This is a genomic window from Mycobacterium sp. SMC-8, from assembly GCF_025263565.1.
Classification (GTDB): Bacteria; Actinomycetota; Actinomycetes; order Mycobacteriales; family Mycobacteriaceae; genus Mycobacterium.
Genome location: NZ_CP079865.1, coordinates 4,428,876 through 4,449,013, shown reverse-complemented (window position 1 = coordinate 4,449,013; position 20,138 = coordinate 4,428,876). Strand labels below are relative to the sequence as shown.

Genomic DNA, 20,138 nt, shown 5'->3' with positions numbered 1-20,138 from the left:
AATCGAAAACATGGCTCATACTAGCACCGAGCACGAGGTACTCGCCGCGGTGTTCCAGGTGCGGCAAGGTCAATCACCGGCCACCAGCGGTAAACCCGCACTTCACGTGCTGCTGTGGGAACGTGGCCTGGGTCCGGAGAAGGGCCGCTGGGCGTTACCCGGTGGCCGCCTCGGCCCGGACGAGGACCTGACGAGTTCGGTTCGGCGTCAGCTCGCCGAGAAGGTGGATCTGCGTGAGCTGGCCCACCTGGAGCAGCTGGCCGTCTTCTCCGAACCGCAGCGCGTCCCCGGGCCGCGCACCATCGCCTCGACGTTCCTCGGCCTCGTACCCTCCCCCGCCACACCTGAGCTACCGCCGGACACCCGCTGGCACCCGGTCAGCGATCTGCCCGCAACGGCGTTCGACCACGGTCCGATGGTGGCCCACGCACACAACCGGCTGATCGCCAAGCTGTCCTACACGAACATCGGATTCGCCTTGGCGCCAGCGGAGTTCGCGTTGTCGACGCTCCGTGACATCTACAGCGCGGCACTCGGGCACCCGGTCGACGCGACAAACTTGCAACGCGTGCTGGAGCGCCGCCAGGTGATCACCCGCACCGGCACCACGGCCCGCTCCGGGCGCAGCGGCGGTCGCCCGGCCTCCCTCTACCGGTTCACCGACTCGCGATACCGCGTCACCGACGAGTTCGCCGCGTTGCGTCCGCCCGGGTGAGTCGACTGGCTTCTTAAGGCCTTCTTAAGTAAGAATGCCTAAATGGACGTGGGCAATGTGGCACGGTCGACCGACGCTGAATGGATCGGCCAACCGATTCATGAACCACTCCAGCCCAGGTCCCGGCCGACGATCCCGGCCGAGGATCCTTTCTACGAACCCCCGCAGGGCTTCGAACACGCCCGGCCCGGCACAGTGCTGCGTTCCCGCGACGTCGAGCTCGCGTTTCTCGGGGTGATACCTCAGAAATTCCACGCCACCCAGCTGCTCTACCGCACCACCGACCTCAACGGCGAGCCGCAGGCCACGGTGACGACCGTGGTGGCCCCGGCCGAGCGGACCTCCGAACGCCCCATGCCTATCGTGTCCTACCAGTGCGCCATCGACGCCGTGGCGGGACGATGTTTCCCGTCCTACGCGCTGCGGCGCGGCGCCAAGGCCATCGGCTCCGTCGCGCAGTTCGAGTTCCTGCTCGTCGCCGCCGCACTCGCCGAGGGGTGGGCGGTGTCGGTTCCCGACCACGAGGGCACCGCCGGCATGTGGGGCGCCCCGTTCGAGCCCGGCTACCACGTGCTCGACGGGGTCCGCGCGGCCGTCAACCACGCGCCGTTGGGGCTGTCCCAGGACGCCCCTGTGGGCCTGTGGGGCTACTCCGGTGGCGGACTGGCGTCGGCGTGGGCCGCCGAGGTCCAGGACAGCTACGCCCCCGACCTCAACGTGGTCGGCGCCGTCCTGGGCTCACCGGTCGGAGACCTCGGACACGCGTTCCGCCGCCTCAACGGCAGCATCTACTCGGGGCTGCCGGCCATGGTGGTGGCCGCGCTCACCCACATCTATCCCGACCTGAACCGCATTATCCAGCAGCACGCCACCGAGGACGGCAAGGCGATGCTCGCCCGCATCGAGAAGATGACCACCGCCCACGCCATGCTCAGCCTCGCCGGCAAGGACATGGCCCACATGATCGACCGTCCGCTCGAGGAGATCCTCCTCTCGCCCGAAGTCCAGCACGTGTTCGACAGCATCAAACTCGGCACCGCGGCGCCGAAGGTCCCGGTGCTGATCGTTCAGGCCGTCCACGACCGGATCATCTCGGTCGACGACATCGACGAGCTGACCGAGACCTACACCAGGGGCGGCGCGAGCGTCACCTACCATCGCGACGCACTCAGCGAACACCTGCTGCTGCACCCGATGTCGGCGCCGATGACTCTGCGCTGGTTGCGTGATCGCTTCGCCGGGCGGCCGTTGCGCACGCACATCTCGCGCACCAAGTGGCCGACGCTGCTGAACCCGTCGACCTACCGCGGCATGCTGACCCTCGGCAAGATCACGGCGCAGGTGATGTTGGGACGACGGGTGGAACGTCAGCCCCTGTCCCGGTTCGACCAGTAGTTCCGACGGGATATTCGACCGGCGGCCACGCTCCGAGATCGTCGCGCGGGGTGGCCACCGCGGCCAGCAGGTACACGATCGCGGCGACCGCCGCGGGATAGAGCAGCGTCACCGCGATCTGCAGCGGTGAGTGGCCGAAGAACACCGCCGGAGCTTCGGTGATGTAGTGCACCCGCTGCTGCTCGGAGACCGGCGCGGCGGCGAGGTCGATGCCGCCGTAGCGCAGATGCGCGAGCAGCGCGCCGACGCCGGTGGTGGTCGCCGCCGCGGCGACAGCACCGACCGCCAGGGCCGCGACCATGGCCGGTCCGCGATGCGCCCGCCACTGCCACACCAGCACCGCCGCCACGACGGCGAGCACCGAGAGCATGCCGACCACGAGGGCGGCCGAGGTGAACCAGTGGTCGGACTCGGCACCGAGCGCGGCCTTGATCCGGTCGCCGCTGCGGGTCAACGCGATCACCCCGTGGATCGGCGGTGCCAGCCAGGCCCACAGCGCGCCGACGACGATCCCGGACGCGGCGAGCCCCGCCACGACGGTCAGCATCGCCCGGGTACGGGAGACCGCCGGCGCGGCGGCCTGACCGGTCACCGGTACCGGTCCAGGTCGGTGGAGTCCACCAGCCCGTGCCGCGAGCATTTGGCCCACCAGCCGTCGGGGCGAACCTGAACGATCATCCGGCGGCCGCACGCGGCGCAGAACCGCGGCGGCTCCAGGCCCAGCTGGGCCGCGGTGGGGACCGCGCTGCCCGCCTGGGCGCCGGTGTAGACGTTGAACACGCCCGCGCCGACCGGCGCGGGGAGCTCTGTGCTGTCGGTGACCATCACCTGATCGGTTCTACCGTGCCGTCGGACTACAGCGTCGCGTTGAGCGCCTTGATCGGCATCTGCAGGTCGTCGAGCAGCTGGAGATCGGCCTCGGCGGGCCGGCCGAGCGTGGTCAGGTAATTGCCGACGATGACGGCGTTGATGCCGCCCAGGATGCCCTGCTTGGCGCCGAGGTCGCCCAGGGTGATCTCGCGACCACCGGCGAACCGCAGCATGGTGCGCGGCAGCGCCAGCCGGAACGCCGCGACGGCCTTGAGCGCCTCGGTGGCAGGCAGCACCTCGAGGTCACCGAACGGGGTGCCCGGCCGCGGGTTGAGGAAGTTCAGCGGGACCTCGTGCGGGTCGAGCTCGGCCAGGTTGGCGGCGAACTCGGCGCGCTGTTCGAGGGTCTCCCCCATGCCGAGGATGCCGCCGCAGCACACCTCCATGCCGGCTTCACGCACCATTTGCAGTGTGTCCCAACGCTCTTCCCAGGAGTGGGTGGTCACCACGTTGGTGAAGAACGACCGCGCGGTCTCGAGGTTGTGGTTGTAGCGGTGCACGCCCATTGCCGAGAGCCGCTCGACCTGGTCCTGAGTGAGCATGCCCAGCGAGCACGCGATCTGGATGTCGACCTCGTTGCGGATCGCCTCGATGCCGGCGGCGACCTGAGCGAGCAGCCGCTCATCGGGACCGCGGACGGCGGCGACAATGCAGAACTCGGTGGCCCCGGTCTTGGCGGTCTGCTTGGCGGCTTCGACCAGGCTCGGGATGTCGAGCCAGGCGCTGCGCACCGGCGAGGCGAAAAGGCCCGACTGCGAACAGAAGTGGCAGTCCTCGGGGCAGCCGCCGGTCTTGAGGCTGATGATGCCCTCGACCTCGACGTCGGGGCCGCACCACGCCATCCGCACCTCGTGGGCCAAAGCCAGTAAGTCGTCGAGTCGGTCATCCGGCAGCTGGAGCACCTGCAGCGTCTGGTCCTGATCGAGGCCTTCGCCGCGCTCCAGGACCTGCTCACGTGCCACTGCCAGAATGTCGGTCACCGAAAGCCCTCCGTCTGAATGGTGAACACGTCGGCCGGGCCGACAGTTGAACACGTCGGCCGGGCCGACAGTTGAACACCGTTCAGGTTAGGGTATCGCCGTGCAGCTCCACAAACGGGACGTGGTCGACGCGGCGACGTCACTGCTGGACGACTACGGGATCGCCGACCTGTCGATGCGGCGGCTGGCCCGTGAGCTCAATGTCTCCCCCGGCGCGCTCTACTGGCACTTCGCCGACAAGCAGCAGCTTCTCGGCGCGGTGGCCGACCGGATCCTGCAGCCTGTCGGCGAGGTCGGCGGTGACTGGCGCACCCGCGTCAGCACCGCCTGCGCAGCGCTGCGCGACGCCCTGCTCTCTCACACCGACGGGGCGGAGCTGGTGTCGGCCAGCTTCGCGGCCGGCCGGTCCGATGCCATGACGCACCTGCTGGGCCGTCTGGCCGAGGCGACGGCCGAGGCGGGCGTGGGCGCCGACCACGCCGAGCTGGCCGCCCGCACGGTCCTCTACTACGTGCTCGGCTTCACCGTCGACGAGCAGTCGCGCCTGCAGTGGGATGCCGCCGGGGCCGATGTGGTCGAGACCGTGTGGACCGAGGATCCCAGCGCCCGATTCAGGTTCGGCCTGCACCTGCTCCTCGACGGCATCGAGATGAATACCGCCGCGGGAACGGGTCTGACGCGGTACGACGCGGACCCGCCTTCCTGACTCACCGACACGTGTCGCTCTGCGTCATCGCAACCCGATCTCGACGCCGCTGCTGCCGCCCGGCCCTCGCTCAGATGCGATGCTCCACGCGGTCGTCACCGTTCCAGTGCCGCAGCCCGACCGCGGTCGCCTCGATGTCCCGGAAGAGACGGCGCAGCGCGAAGACTGTGGGTAGCCTCTCGACGGGTACCCGACGCGCCAGCGTGACGTGGGGTGTCCACCGGCCCGGATCGGAATGCGGCAGTGCACCTTCGGAGATGTGCGGCAGGCATACCCGGTAAACCTCGGCGTGCAGGCCGAGTAGTTCCCGGCTCGGCACCAGCAGGCGCACCAGCGTGACGGAGCGTCCGCCGCCGAAGACCATCGGCGCACCGATCACACAGCTCAGCGGGAACTGCTGGAGCAGCGGGCGCAGCGCATCGTCGGCGCCGGCGTCGATCTTGGTGGCGACGGTCAGTGTCACATGTGGCCGGTTCGTCGGCGAGCGGTGCCCGGACAAGCTGCGAACCCCGTTGCGGCCCAGTTCATCCCAGACTTCGCGCACCGCGACCTCGGTCCCGGCGTCGAACAGCAGCTCGACGGAGTGCACCATCAGGCCACCAGGCTCTGGACCCAGCTCCGGTCGAATGCGTCCGCGCTCAGACGCTCGAAATCCGCGGGTCCGAGCGACCCGGCACCGGCGGGCAAGGCCGCGCGGACAGGGCCCAGACGGGCCAGCGCGTCGCGGTTGTCGATCTCGGCGACACCGGGTTGGGCCGGCCACGCGCCGATCACCAGGCCGGCGCTCGGAATCTGCCGGTGCGCCAAGGCTTCCAGTGTCAGGACGGTGTGGTTCAGCGTGCCCAGACCCGGCGCCACGACGGTCAGCACCGGTGCGCCGAGGTCGGCGGCGACGTCGCGCAGCGTCGTGCCGTCGGCACCGATCTCCACCAGCAGTCCGCCCGCGCCCTCGACCAGGGTGAGCCGGCCCGGACCGTCCGCGGCGGCGACGAGGTCCAGGATCTGAGAGCGGGTGGGCAGTTCGGCGCCGACCCGCTGCGCGGCGGCCAGCGGCGCGAGAGGTTCGGGGAACTTCGCCAGTGGATACAGTTCACCGATCCCGGCGAGTCGAGCCACCTCGGCGAGGTCGTCGTCGCCGTCCTGGGTGCCGGTCTGCACCGGTTTACACACCGCGACCTCGACACCGGCCAGGCGCGCATGACACGCCAACGCAGCGGTGGCGACCGTCTTGCCGATGCCGGTCCCGGTTCCGGTGACGACCAGGACGCTCACCGGGCGCCCAGCACATGGGTGAGGACGTCGCGAGCCAGGGTCATCTCGTCGTCGGTCAGCGATGCGCGCGCGGTCAACCGCAGCCGGGAGGTACCCGCGGGCACCGTCGGGGGGCGGAAGCAACCGACACGTACCCCGTGTTCGAGACAGGCCGCGGCCGCGCCGAAGGCGACCTCTGGCTCGCCGAGGATCACCGACACCACGGCCGAGGTGGGCACCTCCGGCACGCCACAGAGTGTGGCGAGCGTCGCGGCGTGGTCGAGGACGCGTTGGGCCCGCCAGGGTTCCTCGATCAGCACCTGCAGCGCGGCGTGGGCGGCGCCGACCGCGGCGGGTGCCAGACCGGTGTCGAAGATGAAGGGACGGGCCGCGTCGACGAGATGTGCGCGCACCGCGGCGGGCCCCAGCACCACCCCGCCCTGACTGCCCAGCGCCTTCGACAGCGTGGTGGTCATCACGATATCGGGCGCACCTGCCAATCCGACCTCGTCGATCAGTCCGCGACCGCCCGCCCCGCGCACACCGAGCCCGTGCGCCTCGTCCACGATGAGCAGCGCGCCGTACCGGCGGCAGGCGGCGTGCAGGGCGCGCAGCGGCGCGAGGTCGCCGTCGGCGGAGAACACCGAGTCGGTGACCACGACGGCGCGCTCCTCGGAGCGGTCGGCCAGCGCCTGCTCGACGGCGGCGGCGTCGTTGTGCGGTGTGACCACGACGCGGGCCCGTGAGAGCCGGCAGGCGTCCACCAGTGAGGCGTGCGTCAACGCGTCGGACACGAGCAGCGAGCCGGGACCCGACAGGGCGACGACGGCACCCAGGTTGGCGGTGTACCCGGCCGAGAACACCAGCGCGGACTCGGCGCCGACGAACCTCGCGAGCGCGTCCTCGAACTCCTCGTGTAGCTCGGTGTTGCCGGTCACCAGGCGGGAGCCGGTCGAACCGGCGCCCCAGGTGCGCAACGCCGCGACACCGCCGTCGATGACGCGGGGGTGCTGGGAGAGACCGAGGTAGTCGTTGGAGGCCAGGTCCAGTTCGGCGCCCACCGGCGCGCGGGTGCGAAGGGAGCGCCGCAGTCCGGCGGCACGCCGCTGCGCCTCGACCTCGTCGAGCCAGGCCAACGGCGAAAGGTCTACGCGCGTCACGGTGCTCCTCGGCGGGCCGGCAGTTGAACACGCCGGCGGGCCGGCAGTTGAACACCGTTCAGGTTAGTGCACGCGCGACCTCGACCATCGCCGAGGTGATCTGCGCGATCTCCGCGGGGGTGCAGATGTAGGGCGGCATCACGTAGATCAGGTTGCGGAACGGCCGGAGCCAGACTCCGTGCTCGATCGCCACCGGGGTGGCTACCGCCAGGTCCACCGGCCGGTCGAGCTCGATCACGCCGATCGCGCCGAGTACGCGGACGCCGGCGACGTTGGCAAGCGCCGCCGCCGGCGCCAGACCTTCGCGCAGTCCTTCCTCTATACCGCGCACCTGCGCCTGCCAGTCCGTGGACAGCAACAACTCCACCGACGCCACGCTCACCGCGCAGGCCAGCGCGTTCGCCATGAACGTCGGGCCGTGCATCAGCGCCCCCGGCGGGTTGGTGCTGATGGTCTCGGCGACGTCGCGGGTGCACAGGGTGGCGGCCAGCGTCAGGTATCCGCCGGTCAGAGCCTTGCCCACGCACATGATGTCCGGGCACACCCCCGCGTGATCGGCGGCGAACATCGCGCCGGTCCTGCCGAAGCCGGTGGCGATCTCGTCGAAGATCAGCAGTACGCCGTGCTCATCGCACAGGCGGCGCAGCTCCGCCAGGTAGCGGGGGTCGTGGAACCGCATCCCACCGGCGCCCTGCACGACGGGTTCGACGATGACCGCCGCGAGCTCGTGCGCGTGGGCGGCGAGCTGCGCGGCGAACGCGTCGACGTAGTCGGGGTCGTAGCCGGCGGGCACCGGCGGAGCGAACACCTGGTCGGCGAGCAGCGAGTTCTGCCCCGTCCACAGCTCGTGCATGCCGCCCTGCGGGTCACACACACTCATCGGAGTGAAGGTGTCACCGTGATAGCCGCCGCGCCAGGTCATCAACCGGCTCTTGCCGACGTGGCCGGTACTGCGCCAGTACTGCAGCGCCATCTTGACCGCCACCTCGACCGACACCGACCCGGAGTCGCTGAAGAAGACGGTCTCCAGGGCCGCCGGGGTGATGTCGACCAGCAGTTGGGCCAGCCGCGCAGCGGGTTCGTGGGTCAATCCCCCGAACATCACGTGATTCATCGTCGCGAGTTGCCGGGTGATCGCCGCATCCAGCACGGGGTGGCCGTGCCCGTGCACCGCCGTCCACCACGAGGCCATCGCGTCGAGAACCCGGACCTCACGGCCCTGATGGACCAGCGTCAACCACGCTCCGCGGGCGCCTACCGCGACCACCGGTGCGAGCGCGTCGGCGCCGATGGGGCTGTACGGATGCCAGATGTGAGCGGCGTCAATGGCGCTGATCTCGATAGGCGTCAACGCAGGCACCTTCGGTAGATTAGCCGTCGACCATGATGACCCTCGCCCCCGCCCGGCCGGCGCCCCCCACCGCCCCGGGCCCGAATCAGGCTGCGCGCACGGCGCGCGGCTCCGGCATGGGCACCCGCAACTCAGGCTTCTACCGGCACGACCTGGACGGTCTGCGCGGGGTCGCCATCGCCCTGGTGGCGGTGTTCCACGTGTGGTTCGGACGGGTCTCAGGCGGCGTCGACGTGTTCCTCGTCTTGTCCGGCTTCTTCTTCGGTGGCCGGCTGCTACGCGGAGCGCTGACGCCGGGGGTGTCGCTGCGTCCGGTGCCCGAGGTCACCCGGCTGGTCCGGCGGTTGCTGCCCGCCCTGGTCGTGGTGCTGGCGGTGTCGGCGGTGCTGACCATCCTGATCCAGCCCTCCACCCGGTGGGAGACCTTCGCCGACCAGAGCCTGGCCAGCCTCGGCTACTACCAGAACTGGGAGCTGGCCCGCACGGCCTCGGACTACCTGCGCGCCGGCGAGACGGTCAGCCCGCTGCAGCACATCTGGTCGATGTCTGTGCAGGGCCAGTTCTACATCGCGTTCCTTGCGCTGATCATGGTGTCGGCGTGGGTGTTTCGGCGGCTGTTCGGCCGGCACGCGCGGGCCGCGTTCGTCGTGCTGCTCATCGCGCTGACCGTCGCGTCGTTCGTCTACGCGATCCACGCGCACACCGCCGACCAGGCCACGGCCTATTACGACAGCTTCGCGCGCGCCTGGGAACTGCTACTCGGGGCGCTGATCGGTGCGGTGGTGCCCTACGTGCGCTGCCCGATGTGGCTGCGCACGCTGCTGGCGGTCGTCGCCCTCGGCGCGATCCTGTCCTGCGGCGCGCTGATCGACGGGGTACGCGAATTCCCTGGGCCGTGGGCGCTGGTGCCGGTCGGGGCGACCGTGCTGTTCATCCTCACCGCCGCCAACCGGTACGCCGATCCGCACACCAAGGGCCGTATCCCGGCGCCGAACCGACTACTGGCCTCGAAACCGTTCGTGGCACTGGGCGCGATGGCCTACTCGCTGTACCTGTGGCACTGGCCGCTGCTGATCTTCTACCTGGCCCAGACGGGCGGTACGCGGGTCACCTTCCTTGAGGGTGCAGGCATCCTGGCGGTCTCGGGTGTGCTCGCGTGGCTGACCACCCGCTTCGTCGAGGAGCCCCTGCGCGCCCGCGGTACGGCGGCGGCCACCGCGCCGATCACCAAGGTTCCGCTCACGGCGCGGCTGCGCCGCCCGACGATCGTGCTGGGCTCCACCGTCGCACTGCTCGGCGTGGCTCTGACGGCGACGTCGTTCACCTGGCGTGAGCACGTCACGGTGTTACGCGCCCACGGCGAGGAACTGGCCGCGCTGCCGCTGCGGGACTACCCGGGAGCACTGGCGCTGGTCAACAACGCCCGCGTGCCGACCCTGCCGATGCGTCCGACGGCACTGGAGGCCAAAAACGACATCCCGCAATCCACCCTGGACGGGTGCATCAGCGACTTCGACAACGTCGGCGTCATCAACTGCACCTACGGTGACCCGTCGGCCTCCCGGACCATCGCGTTGGCCGGCGGCTCGCACGCCGAGCACTGGATCACCGCGCTGGACCTGCTGGGGCGTACCCACCACTTCAAGGTCGTCACCTACTTGAAGATGGGCTGCCCGCTGACGACAGAGGAAATGCCCCTGGTGATGGGCAACAACGATCCCTATCCCAAGTGCCGCCAGTGGAACGACCGGGTGCTGCCGAAGATCATCGCCAACAAGCCGGATTTCGTGTTCACCACGTCCACCCGGCCGTGGAACATCAAACCGGGCGACGTGATGCCATCGAGCTATCTCGGTATCTGGAAAGCGTTCTCGCAACACAAGATTCCGGTTCTGGCCATGCGTGACACCCCGTGGATGGTGCGGGACGGTGAACCGTTCTTCCCGTCGGACTGCCTCGCCGACGGCGGCGACGCCGTGTCGTGCGGCATCGAGCGCTCCGAAGTACTGTCGGATCGCAACCCGACGCTGGACTATGTCAAACGCTTTCCGCTGCTCAAGCCGCTCGACATGAGCGATGCGGTGTGTCGCGCCGACTACTGCCGGGCTGTGGAGGGCAACGTCTTGCTGTATCACGACGCGCACCACATCTCGTCGACGTACATGCGCACGATGACCGCCGAACTCGGCCGCCAGATCGCCGCCGCCACCGGATGGTGGTCCGACTGATGGCCTCGGCCGAGGGTTCGTCTGTCTACGCGGTCTGGCCCGGAAGCCCGTACCCGCTCGGCGCCACCTACGACGGTGCCGGAACCAACTTCTCGCTGTTCTCGGAAGTCGCCGAACGGGTCGAACTGTGCCTGATCGGCAAGGACGGCAGCGAAGAGCGGGTGAACCTCGACGAGGTCGACGGGTACGTCTGGCACTGCTACCTGCCCACCATCACCCCGGGCCAGCGGTACGGGTTCCGGGTATACGGCCCGTGGGATCCCGGCGCCGGACACCGGTGCGATCCGAGCAAGCTGCTGCTTGACCCGTACGGCAAGTCGTTCCACGGCGACTTCCGGTTCTCGCAGGCGCTGTACTCGTTCGATCTGGAGGCCGACGACCCAGCCAGCGGCGGAGTCCCCCCGCGCATCGACTCACTCGGTCACACCATGACCAGCGTGGTGATCAACCCGTTCTTCCAGTGGGGTTCGGACCGGCCGCCGCGCACCCCCTACCACGAGACCGTGATCTACGAAGCGCACGTCAAGGGGATGACGCAAACACATCCCGGGGTTCCCGACGAACTGCGCGGCACCTACGCCGGCCTCGCCCACCCGGCGATCATCGACCACCTGAAGTCACTGAACGTCACCGCGATCGAACTGATGCCGGTGCACCAGTTCATGCATGACCACCGACTGCTCGATCTCGGACTGCGAAACTACTGGGGTTACAACACCTTCGGGTTCTTCGCCCCGCACAACCAGTACGCCGCCACCCGCAGCGCCGGCGGTGCGGTAGCCGAGTTCAAGACCATGGTGCGCGCGTTCCACGAAGCCGGGATCGAGGTGATCCTCGACGTGGTCTACAACCACACCGCCGAAGGCAATCATCTCGGGCCGACGGTCAACTTCCGCGGAATCGACAATGCCGCGTACTACCGTCTGCTCGACGGCGACCTGCGCTACTACAAGGACTTCACCGGCACCGGTAACAGCCTCAACGCCCGGCACCCGCACACCCTGCAGTTGATCATGGATTCCCTGCGGTACTGGGTGCTGGACATGCACGTCGACGGGTTCCGCTTCGACCTGGCCTCCACGCTCGCCCGCGAATTCTACGACGTCGACCGCCTCTCGGCGTTCTTCGACATCATCCAGCAGGACCCGGTGATCAGTCAGGTCAAGTTGATCGCCGAGCCGTGGGACGTCGGCGAAGGCGGCTATCAGGTCGGTAATTTCCCAGGTTTGTGGACCGAATGGAACGGGAAGTATCGCGACACTGTGCGTGATTACTGGCGGGGAGAGCCCGCAACCCTAGGAGAGTTCGCGTCCCGGCTGACCGGGTCGTCAGACCTGTACGAGGCCACCGGCCGACGGCCAAGTGCCAGCATCAATTTCGTCACCTGCCACGACGGGTTCACCCTCAACGACCTCGTGTCCTACAACGAGAAGCACAACGAGGCCAACGGTGAGGACAACCGCGACGGGGAGAGCCACAACCGCTCGTGGAACTGCGGAGTCGAAGGCCCGACCGACGACCCGGAGATCCTCGCGCTGCGCGGTAAGCAGATGCGCAACATCCTGGCCACGCTGATGTTGTCGCAGGGCACCCCGATGCTCGCGCACGGCGACGAGATGGGCCGCACCCAGCAGGGCAACAACAATGTGTACTGCCAGGACTCCGAGCTGTCCTGGATGGACTGGTCGCTGTGTGAGAAGAACGCCGACCTGCTGGAATTCACCCGCAAGGTGATCAAGTTCCGCACCGACCACCCGGTGTTCCGCCGCCGCCGGTTCTTCGAGGGCAAACCGCTGCGCACCGGGGAACAGATCCGCGACATTGCGTGGCTGAACCCGTCGGGCTCCGAGATGACCCAGCAAGACTGGGGCTCGGGCTTCCAGTGCGTGTCGGTGTTCCTCAACGGCGACGCGATCCCGGCGCCCGACGAGCGTGGCGAGCGGGTCGCCGACGATTCATTCCTGCTGTGCTTCAACGCCCACGACCAGGCGCTGGAGTTCGTGGTACCCGGCGGCGACTACGCCAACGAGTGGGCCGGCGCGATCGACACCGCCGACCCGCAGGGCGTGAGCACGCTGGAAGTGGTTGCCGGGCAGACGGTCTCGGTGGAACCGCGCTCGCTTCTCGTCCTGCGTAAGACGGCCTGACATGGCCGTGCTCTCGACCTACCGGCTGCAGATGCGCGGACCGGCCAGCGGCGAGGCGTTCACCTTCGCCGACGCCGAGAACCTCATCGACTACCTTGCCGACCTCGGGGTCTCCCACCTGTACCTGTCACCGATCCTGACGGCCGGAGAAGGCTCCACCCACGGATACGACGTGACCGACCCGACGACGATCTCCGCCGAACTCGGTGGCGCCGAAGGGTTCGAACGCCTGGTGCAGCGGGCGCGTGCGGCAGGGCTCGGGGTCGTGGTTGACATCGTGCCCAACCACGTCGGCGTGGAGGTACCCGAGCAGAACGCGTGGTGGTGGGATCTGCTGACCCACGGCCGCGAATCGCAGTACAGCTCCTACTTCGACATCGACTGGACCTTGGACCCCGACGGCCGAATCGTGTTGCCGGTGCTCGGATCCGACGACGACGTCGCGGATCTGACCGTCGACGGCGGCGTGCTGCGCCTCGGTGACCGGACCTGGCCGATCGCACCGGGCACCGGCAACGGCACGGGTGCGCAGGTACACGACCGGCAGCACTACAAGCTGACCGGCTGGCGCAACAACGTGTGCGGCTACCGTCGGTTCTTCTCGATCACCTCGCTGGCCGGACTGCGCCAGGAGGACCGTGCGGTCTTCGACGCCACGCACGCCGAGGTCAAGCGGTGGTTCGATGAAGGCGTGGTCGACGGAATCCGTATCGATCATCCGGATGGATTGTCCGATCCCGCAGGTTATCTCGACTGGCTACGGGAGCTGGCCGGACCGCAGGCATGGATCGTGATCGAGAAGATCCTCGCGGTCGACGAGGCGCTGGACACTGGGCTGCCCGTCGCGGGGACCACCGGCTACGACGCATTGCGCGAGAGCGGCGGGGTGTTCATCGACCCGTCCGGGGCGCAGGCGCTGACCGAACTGGTCGAGTCTGCGGGGGTGGACCACGCCGCGGCTCACGCACACGCGCGTGCACTGAAGGTGCAGGCCGTCACGGTCACGCTCGCCAGTGAGCTCGCCCGGCTGCGCCGGACCGTCGCCGCCGCCGTGGGCCGCGACCACGACCGCCTGCCCGAGTCGATCGCCGCGCTGCTCAGCCACGTCGGCGTCTACCGGTCCGACTACCGGGCGCTGTCGGGCGTGCTGCCGCTGGCCATCGCCGAAACCGCCTCCGCCCAACCAGATCTGGCCGAGCCGCTGGCGCTGCTCGCCACCGCACTGCCCCATCGCGAGGTCGAGGTGCGGCTGCAGCAGCTCTGCGGCGCCGCCACCGCGAAGTCGATGGAGGACTGCTTGTTCTACCGCGACGCCCGGCTGGTGTCGCTCAACGAGGTCGGCGGCGAGCCGGACCGTTTCGGGGTCAGTGTCGCCGAGTTCCACCAGCGCGCCTCGGTGCGCGCCGCGCTGTGGCCGCAGGCCATGACGACGCTGACCACCCACGACACCAAACGCGGCGAAGACGTCCGCGCCCGCATCGGGGTGCTGTCCCAGGTGCCGTCGCTGTGGTCCGAACTCGTGCAGGGCTGGCAGCGCAGTGCTCCCCCGCCGGACCCGGTGACCGGCCTTTTCCTGTGGCAGAACGTCTTCGGAGTCTGGCCCGCCGACGGCAACGTCACGGACTCGTTGCGGCAACGCCTGCACGGTTACACGGAGAAGGCGATCCGCGAGGCAGCGCTGCACACGTCGTGGAACGATCCCGACGAATCGTTCGAACGTGCCGTACACGACTGGTTGGACACCGTCATCGACGGTCCGATCGGGCTCGAGATGAGTGCACTGGTGGCCCGCCTCGACATCCACGGCCGCAACGACGCCCTGGGCCAGAAGCTGATCGCGCTGACCGCCCCCGGCATCCCGGACGTCTATCAGGGCACCGAGCTGTGGGAGGACAGCCTCGTCGACCCGGACAACCGGCGTCCGGTGGACTATGACGCCCGGCGTCAGGCGCTGGCCGCCGGAGACCATCCGAAGATCCGGGTGGTGCGCGCGGCCCTGCGCCTGCGCCGCGAACGCCCCGAAACGTTCCTGTCCGGCCGGTACCGCCCGTTGCTCGCCGACGGCGGCGCCGCAGAGCACGTCGTCTCCTTCCAGCGCGGCGACGACGTCGTGGTTGCGGCCGGCCGCTGGACGGCACGCCTGGAGGAGACCGGTTGGGGCGACACCGCCCTGACACTTCCCGACGGGACCTGGACCGACCGCCTGACCGGCGCAACGCACCGGGGCTCAGTGCCCGCCGCGACGTTGTTCACCGCCCTTCCCGTGGCTCTGCTGGTGCGTGACGATGCCTGACCACGAATTCCGCGTGTGGGCGCCGCGTCCCGAACGGGTGCAGCTCGACGTCGACGGCACGCTGCACCCGATGCGCCGCGGCGAGGACGGTTGGTGGCGCGCCGTCGTCGACGCCGCCCAGGATGCGCGGTACGGCTTCGTGCTCGACGACGACCCCAAGGTGCTGCCCGATCCTCGCTCCCCCCGGCAACCCGACGGGGTGCACGAACGCTCACAGCTGTGGCGGTCCGCTCCCGACGCGCCCAGCGATGCCGGATGGCAGGGCCGCGCGATCGAAGGCGCGGTGATCTACGAGTTGCACGTCGGCACCTTCACCCCCGAAGGCACCTTCGACTCGGCGATCAGCAGACTGGACCACCTGGTCGATCTCGGTGTCGACTTCGTCGAGCTCATGCCGGTCAACGCTTTCGGCGGCACCCACGGCTGGGGCTACGACGGCGTGCTGTGGTACGCGGTGCACGAGCCCTACGGCGGTCCTGACGGCCTGATCCGCTTCATCGACGCCTGCCATGCCCGCGGGCTGGGGGTGCTGATCGACGCGGTGTTCAACCATCTCGGCCCCTCCGGCAACTACCTGCCGAAATTCGGGCCATACCTGTCGAGCGGCTCCAACCCGTGGGGCGAGTCGATCAACATCGCCGACGCCGGGGCCGACGAGGTGAGGCGCTACATTCTGGACTGCGCGCTGCGCTGGATGCGCGAATTCCACGCCGACGGACTGCGGCTGGACGCCGTGCACGCGCTCGTCGACACCACCGCGATCCACATCCTCGAGGAGCTGTCAGCCGAAACCGACGCTCTGGCAGCTGAACTCGGCCGGCCGCTGTCGCTGGTGGCCGAGAGCGACATGAACGACCCGCGGTTGATCACCCCGCGTGACCGGGGCGGCCTGGGCATGACCGCGCAGTGGGACGACGACATCCACCACGCGATCCACACCGCGGTGTCCGGCGAGCGTCAGGGCTACTACGGTGACTTCGGCAGCCTGAAGACACTGGCCCAGACGCTGCGGCACGGGTATTTCCACGCCGGCACCTTCTCGTCGTTCCGCCGTCGCCGGCACGGCCGGCCGCTCGACACCTCCGAGATCCCGGCCACCCGCCTGCTGGCCTACACACTCACCCACGACCAGGTGGGCAACCGGGCGATCGGCGACCGGCCGTCGCAGAACCTGACCACCGGACAGCTGGCCGTCAAGGCTGCCCTCGCGCTGGGATCCCCCTACACCGCAATGCTTTTCATGGGCGAGGAGTGGGGGTCTTCGTCACCGTTCCAGTTCTTCAGCTCGCATCCCGAGCCCGAGCTGGCGCGGGCGACCGCCGAGGGCCGCAAGCGGGAGTTCGCCGAACACGGTTGGGACGCCGACGAAATCCCGGATCCTCAGGATCCGGCGACCTTCGAGCGGTCGAAGCTGAAGTGGGACGAGCGCGGCACCGGCGAGCACGCGCGCCTGCTGGAGTTCTACCGCGGACTGATCGCGCTGCGGCACCGTGAACCCGACATGGCCGACCCGTGGCTGGACCATCTGGATATCGACTATGACGAGGCCGCCCGCTGGTTCGTGATGCATCGCGGAGCGCTCGCGGTGGTGTGCAACCTCGGAGCGGACCCCGTCGAGGTCCCGGTGGCGGGCGAGGTCGTGCTGGCCTGGGAGGAACCCGCGGTCGAGGACGGCCGCACCCGTATCGGGGGGCACTCGGTCGCAGTGCTCCGGCGTCAGGTCAGGTAACGGTAGGTCGGCGACCCCGGTTCCAGGAGTTCGACGTGGCATTCCGAGGCGTTCATCCGCGCCAGCAGACCCTCCAGGTCTGATGCCGAGGCCATCTCGATGCCGACCAGCGCCTCACCGGTCTCGCGGTTGTTGCGCTTGACGTACTCGAACAGGGTGATGTCGTCGTTCGGTCCGAGCACCTCGTCGAGGAACCTGCGCAGCGCGCCCGGTTCCTGCGGGAAGTCGACCAGGAAGTAGTGCTTCAGACCGAGATGAACCAGCGAGCGTTCCAGCACCTCGCCGTAGCGGGACACGTCGTTGTTGCCGCCGGAGATCAGGCACACCACCGTGGACCCCGGCTGAATGTCGGCATCCATCAGCGCGGCCACCGACAGCGCGCCGGCGGGTTCGGCGATGATCCCCTCGTTCTGGTACAGATCGAGCATGGCGGTGCACACCGCACCCTCGTCGACCGTGGTGATCGAGACCATGTCGCCGGCGGCTGACAGCGCCTGGAAGGGTCGGGCGCCGATCCGCGCGACGGCCGCGCCGTCGACGAACTGGTCGACCTCCGGCAGCGTGACCGGTTCACCCTTGGCCAGCGCAGCGACCAGCGACGCCGCTCCGGCGGGTTCGACACCGAGAACCGACGTCGTCGCGGTGCACTCGGCCAGATAGGTGGTGATGCCGCCGATGCAGCCACCGCCGCCGACCGGCACGACCACCAGATCCGGTTCGGCGCCGAGCTGATCGAGGATCTCCACCGCGATCGTGCCCTGACCGGCCATCGTGCGTAGATCGTCGTACGGCGGCACCAGCGTGGCGCCGGTACGCGCGACGTCGTCGAGGGCCGCCTGGGCGGCGAGATCGTAGGTCTTGCCGCCGACGATCAACTCGATGAACTCGCCGCCGTGGTAGAGGATCCGGTTGCGTTTCTGCTTCGGGGTCTTGGCGGGGACGTACACGCGGCCGCGCACCCCCATCGACCGGCAGGCCAGCGCGAAGCCCTGCGCGTGGTTGCCGGCCGAGGAACACACCACACCGGCGGCCTTCTCTTCGGCGCTCAGCTGCATGAGCAGGTTGTAGGCACCGCGCAGCTTGTAGGAGCGGACCGCCTGCAGGTCCTCGCGCTTGAGGTACACCTGCGCCCCGGTCAGCGCCGACAGTCGGTCACTGAGCTGCAGCGGCGTCTGGGACACGACGCCCGAAATTCGCTTGGCGGCCTCGTCGATGTCCACGGCGCGCAACGGCGCGGCGGGATCGATACGGGGACTGCTGCTCAGCTCTGCGGACACCGGATAATGGTGCCACCGCACCCCGTCCCGGGGAAAATGCGCCGCGTCGATCCGCTAGCCGAGCTAACAAAATAAGCCGCTCCTCAACCAGCGTTTCGGGTGGCCGAAACTTCTGATACGAGCTATCGTCAATCGTATGACGACCGCCGAACACTTCCGAGCCGTCGTGGCCCGTCCGGCCGCGTCGTTCTCGATCGCCGGCGTCGCGTGGCCCGCGTACAAGGTGCTCGCCCTGCTGCTCGGACTGCTGACGTTCGTCGTCGTCGGCGGGGTCACGTTGTCCGCCGGTCCCGCAGTGCTCAGCGGCGCCGGCGTCGCCACCGTGCTGTGGCTGACTCTGGGCCTGGCCTGCTCGCTGCGACACTAGGCACGGTCCCGAGCGGATCGCCTCGCTGCGGCCGGGTGTGATCTGTTTAACACCCGCCCTCTCGGGTACTCGGCGCCGATCTGTCAATCGATCAGCGCGGGAGTCTTTTATGTTCATTCACAACAAGGACCTTCAGTTCGAGGTACGCGTCGAGAAGCCGGATCCCCGCTTCGCCACACTGTTGCAGGAGCAATTCGGCGGCGCGAACGGCGAACTGAAAGCCGCGATGCAGTACTTCACGCAGGCCTTCGTCCTCCGGCAGAAGAACCCGAAGATGTACGACCTGTTCATGGACATCGCCACCGAAGAGTTCAGCCATCTGGAGATGGTCGGATCGATGATCACCATGCTCCTCGACGGGCTCAACGACGACCTGAAGATGGCCAACGAGCGCTGCGACTGGATGCCGGCAATGGCCAGCCGTGACGGTCGCGACGACATCATCCACAGCGTCGCGGTCAACCCGCTGTACTTCACGCTCACCGGCGGCGGGCCCGACGTCAGGGACTCCGCCGGCGTCCCCTGGCAGGGCACATTCGTCAACGCCAATGGTGACCCGACCGTCGACCTGCGCAGCAACCTGGCTGCGGAGTCGCGGGCGAAGATCGTCTACGAATACCTCAAGCAGTTCACCGACGATCCGGGAGTGCAGGACACGTTGACCTTCCTCATGACCAGGGAGGTCACCCACTACCAGCAATTCACCGCCGCGCTCAACGAGTTGCCGGTCAACTTCCCACCGGGCCAACTGCCCGGCGACGACCGCTTCCAGAACGTCGCCTTCAACATGTCCAACGGCCAGGGATCGGTGCGCGGGCCGTGGAACGAAGGTCAGGGGCCGTGGCCACAAGGCATGGAATGGAAGTACGTCGAGAACCCGGCCGAGCAGTGGCTCGGCGGGGAGACACGCAAGAACAAGGGCGCGCAACGGAGTCCGCAGGGCCAGCCCGCCGTGCGCAGCGAGAAGCCCTTCACCCATGAACAACACAGTCCGGCAACCTGATTCATGAGCAAGGTCGGCGCCGTGCAATAGCGGCGCCGGCCTTCGCTGCGAGGTCAGTGCGTCTGTGGGTCGGGTGGGTTCTCGGTGTCACGGCCACTGACCGCGTCGCGCACGTGGTCCACGACCGCGGCGCCGAGACCCATCGTCTTCTGCGCGGTGGAGCTGCCCGGGGTGTCAGGGTGTGGCCGTGTCGGCGCGATCTTCTTCGCTGCCTCCAGCTTCTCGCCCAGCGTCTCGAGGTCCTCGCGGCTGACCGCCGCCCGGAACCTCGGCCACACCACGTCCTGCTCGTACCTGATGTGCTCACGGCCGGCCTTGACGAACTCCTGCAGGGCTTCGTGGTAGTCATGCTCGCCGGGCGCGCCGTCTTCGAGTCGCTGCAGCAGGTTCTTTCCCGCCTGTTCCTGCTCGATCGCACGGTCGGCAAGTTCCTCGCCGTCGTTCCCGAGCACATCGCGGACGACCGGCCAGAAGAACTGCTGCTCGATCGCCTCGTGCTGCGACTCGGAGATGACAAGGTTCTTCACCATGGTTTTCAGCCCGCTCATCTGGGCCGCGGATCCCGAGGACGCGCCGTCGAGCACCTCCAGCATGCCCAGCACGCTCTTGTGATCCGCGCGGAGGAAGGTCAATGCGTCCATACTCGTAGCCTTTCCGGTCGGCAAT

Annotated in this window: 18 protein-coding genes; 9 read left to right on the top strand and 9 right to left on the bottom strand. The window is 68.6% G+C overall.

Annotation, left to right across the window (positions count from 1 at the left end; genetic code table 11):
• Window positions 1–10: 10 nt before the first annotated feature.
• The gene (locus KXD97_RS21555; RefSeq protein ID WP_260752260.1) at window positions 11–715 is read left to right on the top strand and encodes an NUDIX hydrolase; all 705 of its coding nucleotides are present in this window, start codon (window positions 11–13) and stop codon (window positions 713–715) included.
• Between the two features lie 42 nt (window positions 716–757).
• Window positions 758–2,110: a lipase family protein gene (locus tag KXD97_RS21550; RefSeq protein WP_260752259.1), complete on the top strand. Its 1,353-nt coding sequence runs from the start codon at window positions 758–760 to the stop codon at window positions 2,108–2,110.
• Here the strand turns inward: KXD97_RS21550 and KXD97_RS21545 are convergent.
• From KXD97_RS21545 to bioB, 3 genes are read right to left on the bottom strand one after another with little or no spacing between them, the layout of a single operon-like run.
• Window positions 2,046–2,657, bottom strand: coding sequence for a DUF2567 domain-containing protein (locus tag KXD97_RS21545; protein ID WP_260758096.1), 612 nt, complete (start codon window positions 2,655–2,657; stop codon window positions 2,046–2,048). The genes KXD97_RS21550 and KXD97_RS21545 overlap by 65 nt on opposite strands.
• Before the next feature lie 41 nt (window positions 2,658–2,698).
• Window positions 2,699–2,935 carry a hypothetical protein gene (locus KXD97_RS21540; RefSeq protein ID WP_260758095.1) on the bottom strand — a complete coding sequence of 79 codons (237 nt, stop codon included), beginning with the start codon at window positions 2,933–2,935 and terminating at the stop codon, window positions 2,699–2,701.
• A gap of 29 nt (window positions 2,936–2,964) precedes the next feature.
• Entirely contained in the window at window positions 2,965–3,960 is a 996-nt protein-coding gene (gene bioB, locus KXD97_RS21535; protein ID WP_260752257.1) for a biotin synthase BioB, read from the bottom strand.
• Window positions 3,961–4,060: 100 nt separating this feature from the next.
• Here bioB and KXD97_RS21530 point away from each other — a divergent pair, with 100 nt between their 5' ends.
• Window positions 4,061–4,666, top strand: a complete 606-nt coding sequence (locus tag KXD97_RS21530; RefSeq protein WP_260752256.1) for a TetR/AcrR family transcriptional regulator C-terminal domain-containing protein — start codon at window positions 4,061–4,063, stop codon at window positions 4,664–4,666.
• Window positions 4,667–4,736: 70 nt separating this feature from the next.
• Here KXD97_RS21530 and KXD97_RS21525 read toward each other — a convergent pair whose 3' ends face one another.
• Genes KXD97_RS21525 through KXD97_RS21510 form a run of 4 tightly spaced genes read right to left on the bottom strand, consistent with a single transcriptional unit; the run spans window position 4,737 to window position 8,437 of the window.
• Complete coding sequence (locus tag KXD97_RS21525; RefSeq protein WP_260752255.1) at window positions 4,737–5,258, bottom strand: 2'-5' RNA ligase family protein; 522 nt, start codon at window positions 5,256–5,258, stop codon at window positions 4,737–4,739.
• Entirely contained in the window at window positions 5,258–5,938 is a 681-nt protein-coding gene (bioD, locus tag KXD97_RS21520; protein ID WP_260752254.1) for a dethiobiotin synthase, read from the bottom strand. Before bioD ends, KXD97_RS21525 begins: the two co-directional genes overlap by 1 nt.
• Window positions 5,935–7,077 carry an 8-amino-7-oxononanoate synthase gene (locus KXD97_RS21515; RefSeq protein ID WP_260752253.1) on the bottom strand — a complete coding sequence of 381 codons (1,143 nt, stop codon included), beginning with the start codon at window positions 7,075–7,077 and terminating at the stop codon, window positions 5,935–5,937. The genes bioD and KXD97_RS21515 overlap by 4 nt, the downstream gene beginning before the upstream one ends.
• Window positions 7,078–7,135: 58 nt before the next feature.
• Window positions 7,136–8,437, bottom strand: coding sequence for an adenosylmethionine--8-amino-7-oxononanoate transaminase (locus KXD97_RS21510; RefSeq protein ID WP_260752252.1), 1,302 nt, complete (start codon window positions 8,435–8,437; stop codon window positions 7,136–7,138).
• A gap of 23 nt (window positions 8,438–8,460) precedes the next feature.
• On the opposite strand from KXD97_RS21510, the gene KXD97_RS21505 reads away from it, so the two are divergent.
• The 4 genes from KXD97_RS21505 to treZ are packed head-to-tail and all read left to right on the top strand — an operon-like array spanning window position 8,461 to window position 16,825.
• Window positions 8,461–10,656: an acyltransferase family protein gene (locus KXD97_RS21505; RefSeq protein WP_260752251.1), complete on the top strand. Its 2,196-nt coding sequence runs from the start codon at window positions 8,461–8,463 to the stop codon at window positions 10,654–10,656.
• A complete protein-coding gene (glgX, locus tag KXD97_RS21500) occupies window positions 10,641–12,803 on the top strand; it encodes a glycogen debranching protein GlgX (RefSeq protein WP_260752250.1) in 2,163 nt (720 codons plus the stop codon). The genes KXD97_RS21505 and glgX overlap by 16 nt, the downstream gene beginning before the upstream one ends.
• A gap of 1 nt (window position 12,804) precedes the next feature.
• Window positions 12,805–15,096, top strand: a complete 2,292-nt coding sequence (treY, locus tag KXD97_RS21495; RefSeq protein WP_260752249.1) for a malto-oligosyltrehalose synthase — start codon at window positions 12,805–12,807, stop codon at window positions 15,094–15,096.
• Entirely contained in the window at window positions 15,089–16,825 is a 1,737-nt protein-coding gene (treZ, locus tag KXD97_RS21490) for a malto-oligosyltrehalose trehalohydrolase (RefSeq protein ID WP_260752248.1), read from the top strand. The genes treY and treZ overlap by 8 nt, the downstream gene beginning before the upstream one ends.
• Here the strand turns inward: treZ and ilvA are convergent.
• Complete coding sequence (gene ilvA / locus KXD97_RS21485; protein WP_260752247.1) at window positions 16,813–18,102, bottom strand: threonine ammonia-lyase IlvA; 1,290 nt, start codon at window positions 18,100–18,102, stop codon at window positions 16,813–16,815. The two genes, treZ and ilvA, sit on opposite strands and share 13 nt — an antisense overlap.
• 136 nt (window positions 18,103–18,238) lie before the next feature.
• Here ilvA and KXD97_RS21480 point away from each other — a divergent pair, with 136 nt between their 5' ends.
• Complete coding sequence (locus tag KXD97_RS21480) at window positions 18,239–18,469, top strand: hypothetical protein (protein WP_260752245.1); 231 nt, start codon at window positions 18,239–18,241, stop codon at window positions 18,467–18,469.
• 109 nt (window positions 18,470–18,578) lie between these two features.
• On the top strand, window positions 18,579–19,472 hold the full coding sequence (locus KXD97_RS21475; protein ID WP_260752244.1) for a manganese catalase family protein: 894 nt from the start codon (window positions 18,579–18,581) through the stop codon (window positions 19,470–19,472).
• 53 nt (window positions 19,473–19,525) lie between these two features.
• On the opposite strand, the gene KXD97_RS21470 is transcribed toward KXD97_RS21475, so the two are convergent.
• Complete coding sequence (locus KXD97_RS21470; protein ID WP_260752243.1) at window positions 19,526–20,113, bottom strand: hemerythrin domain-containing protein; 588 nt, start codon at window positions 20,111–20,113, stop codon at window positions 19,526–19,528.
• Window positions 20,114–20,138: the final 25 nt, after the last annotated feature.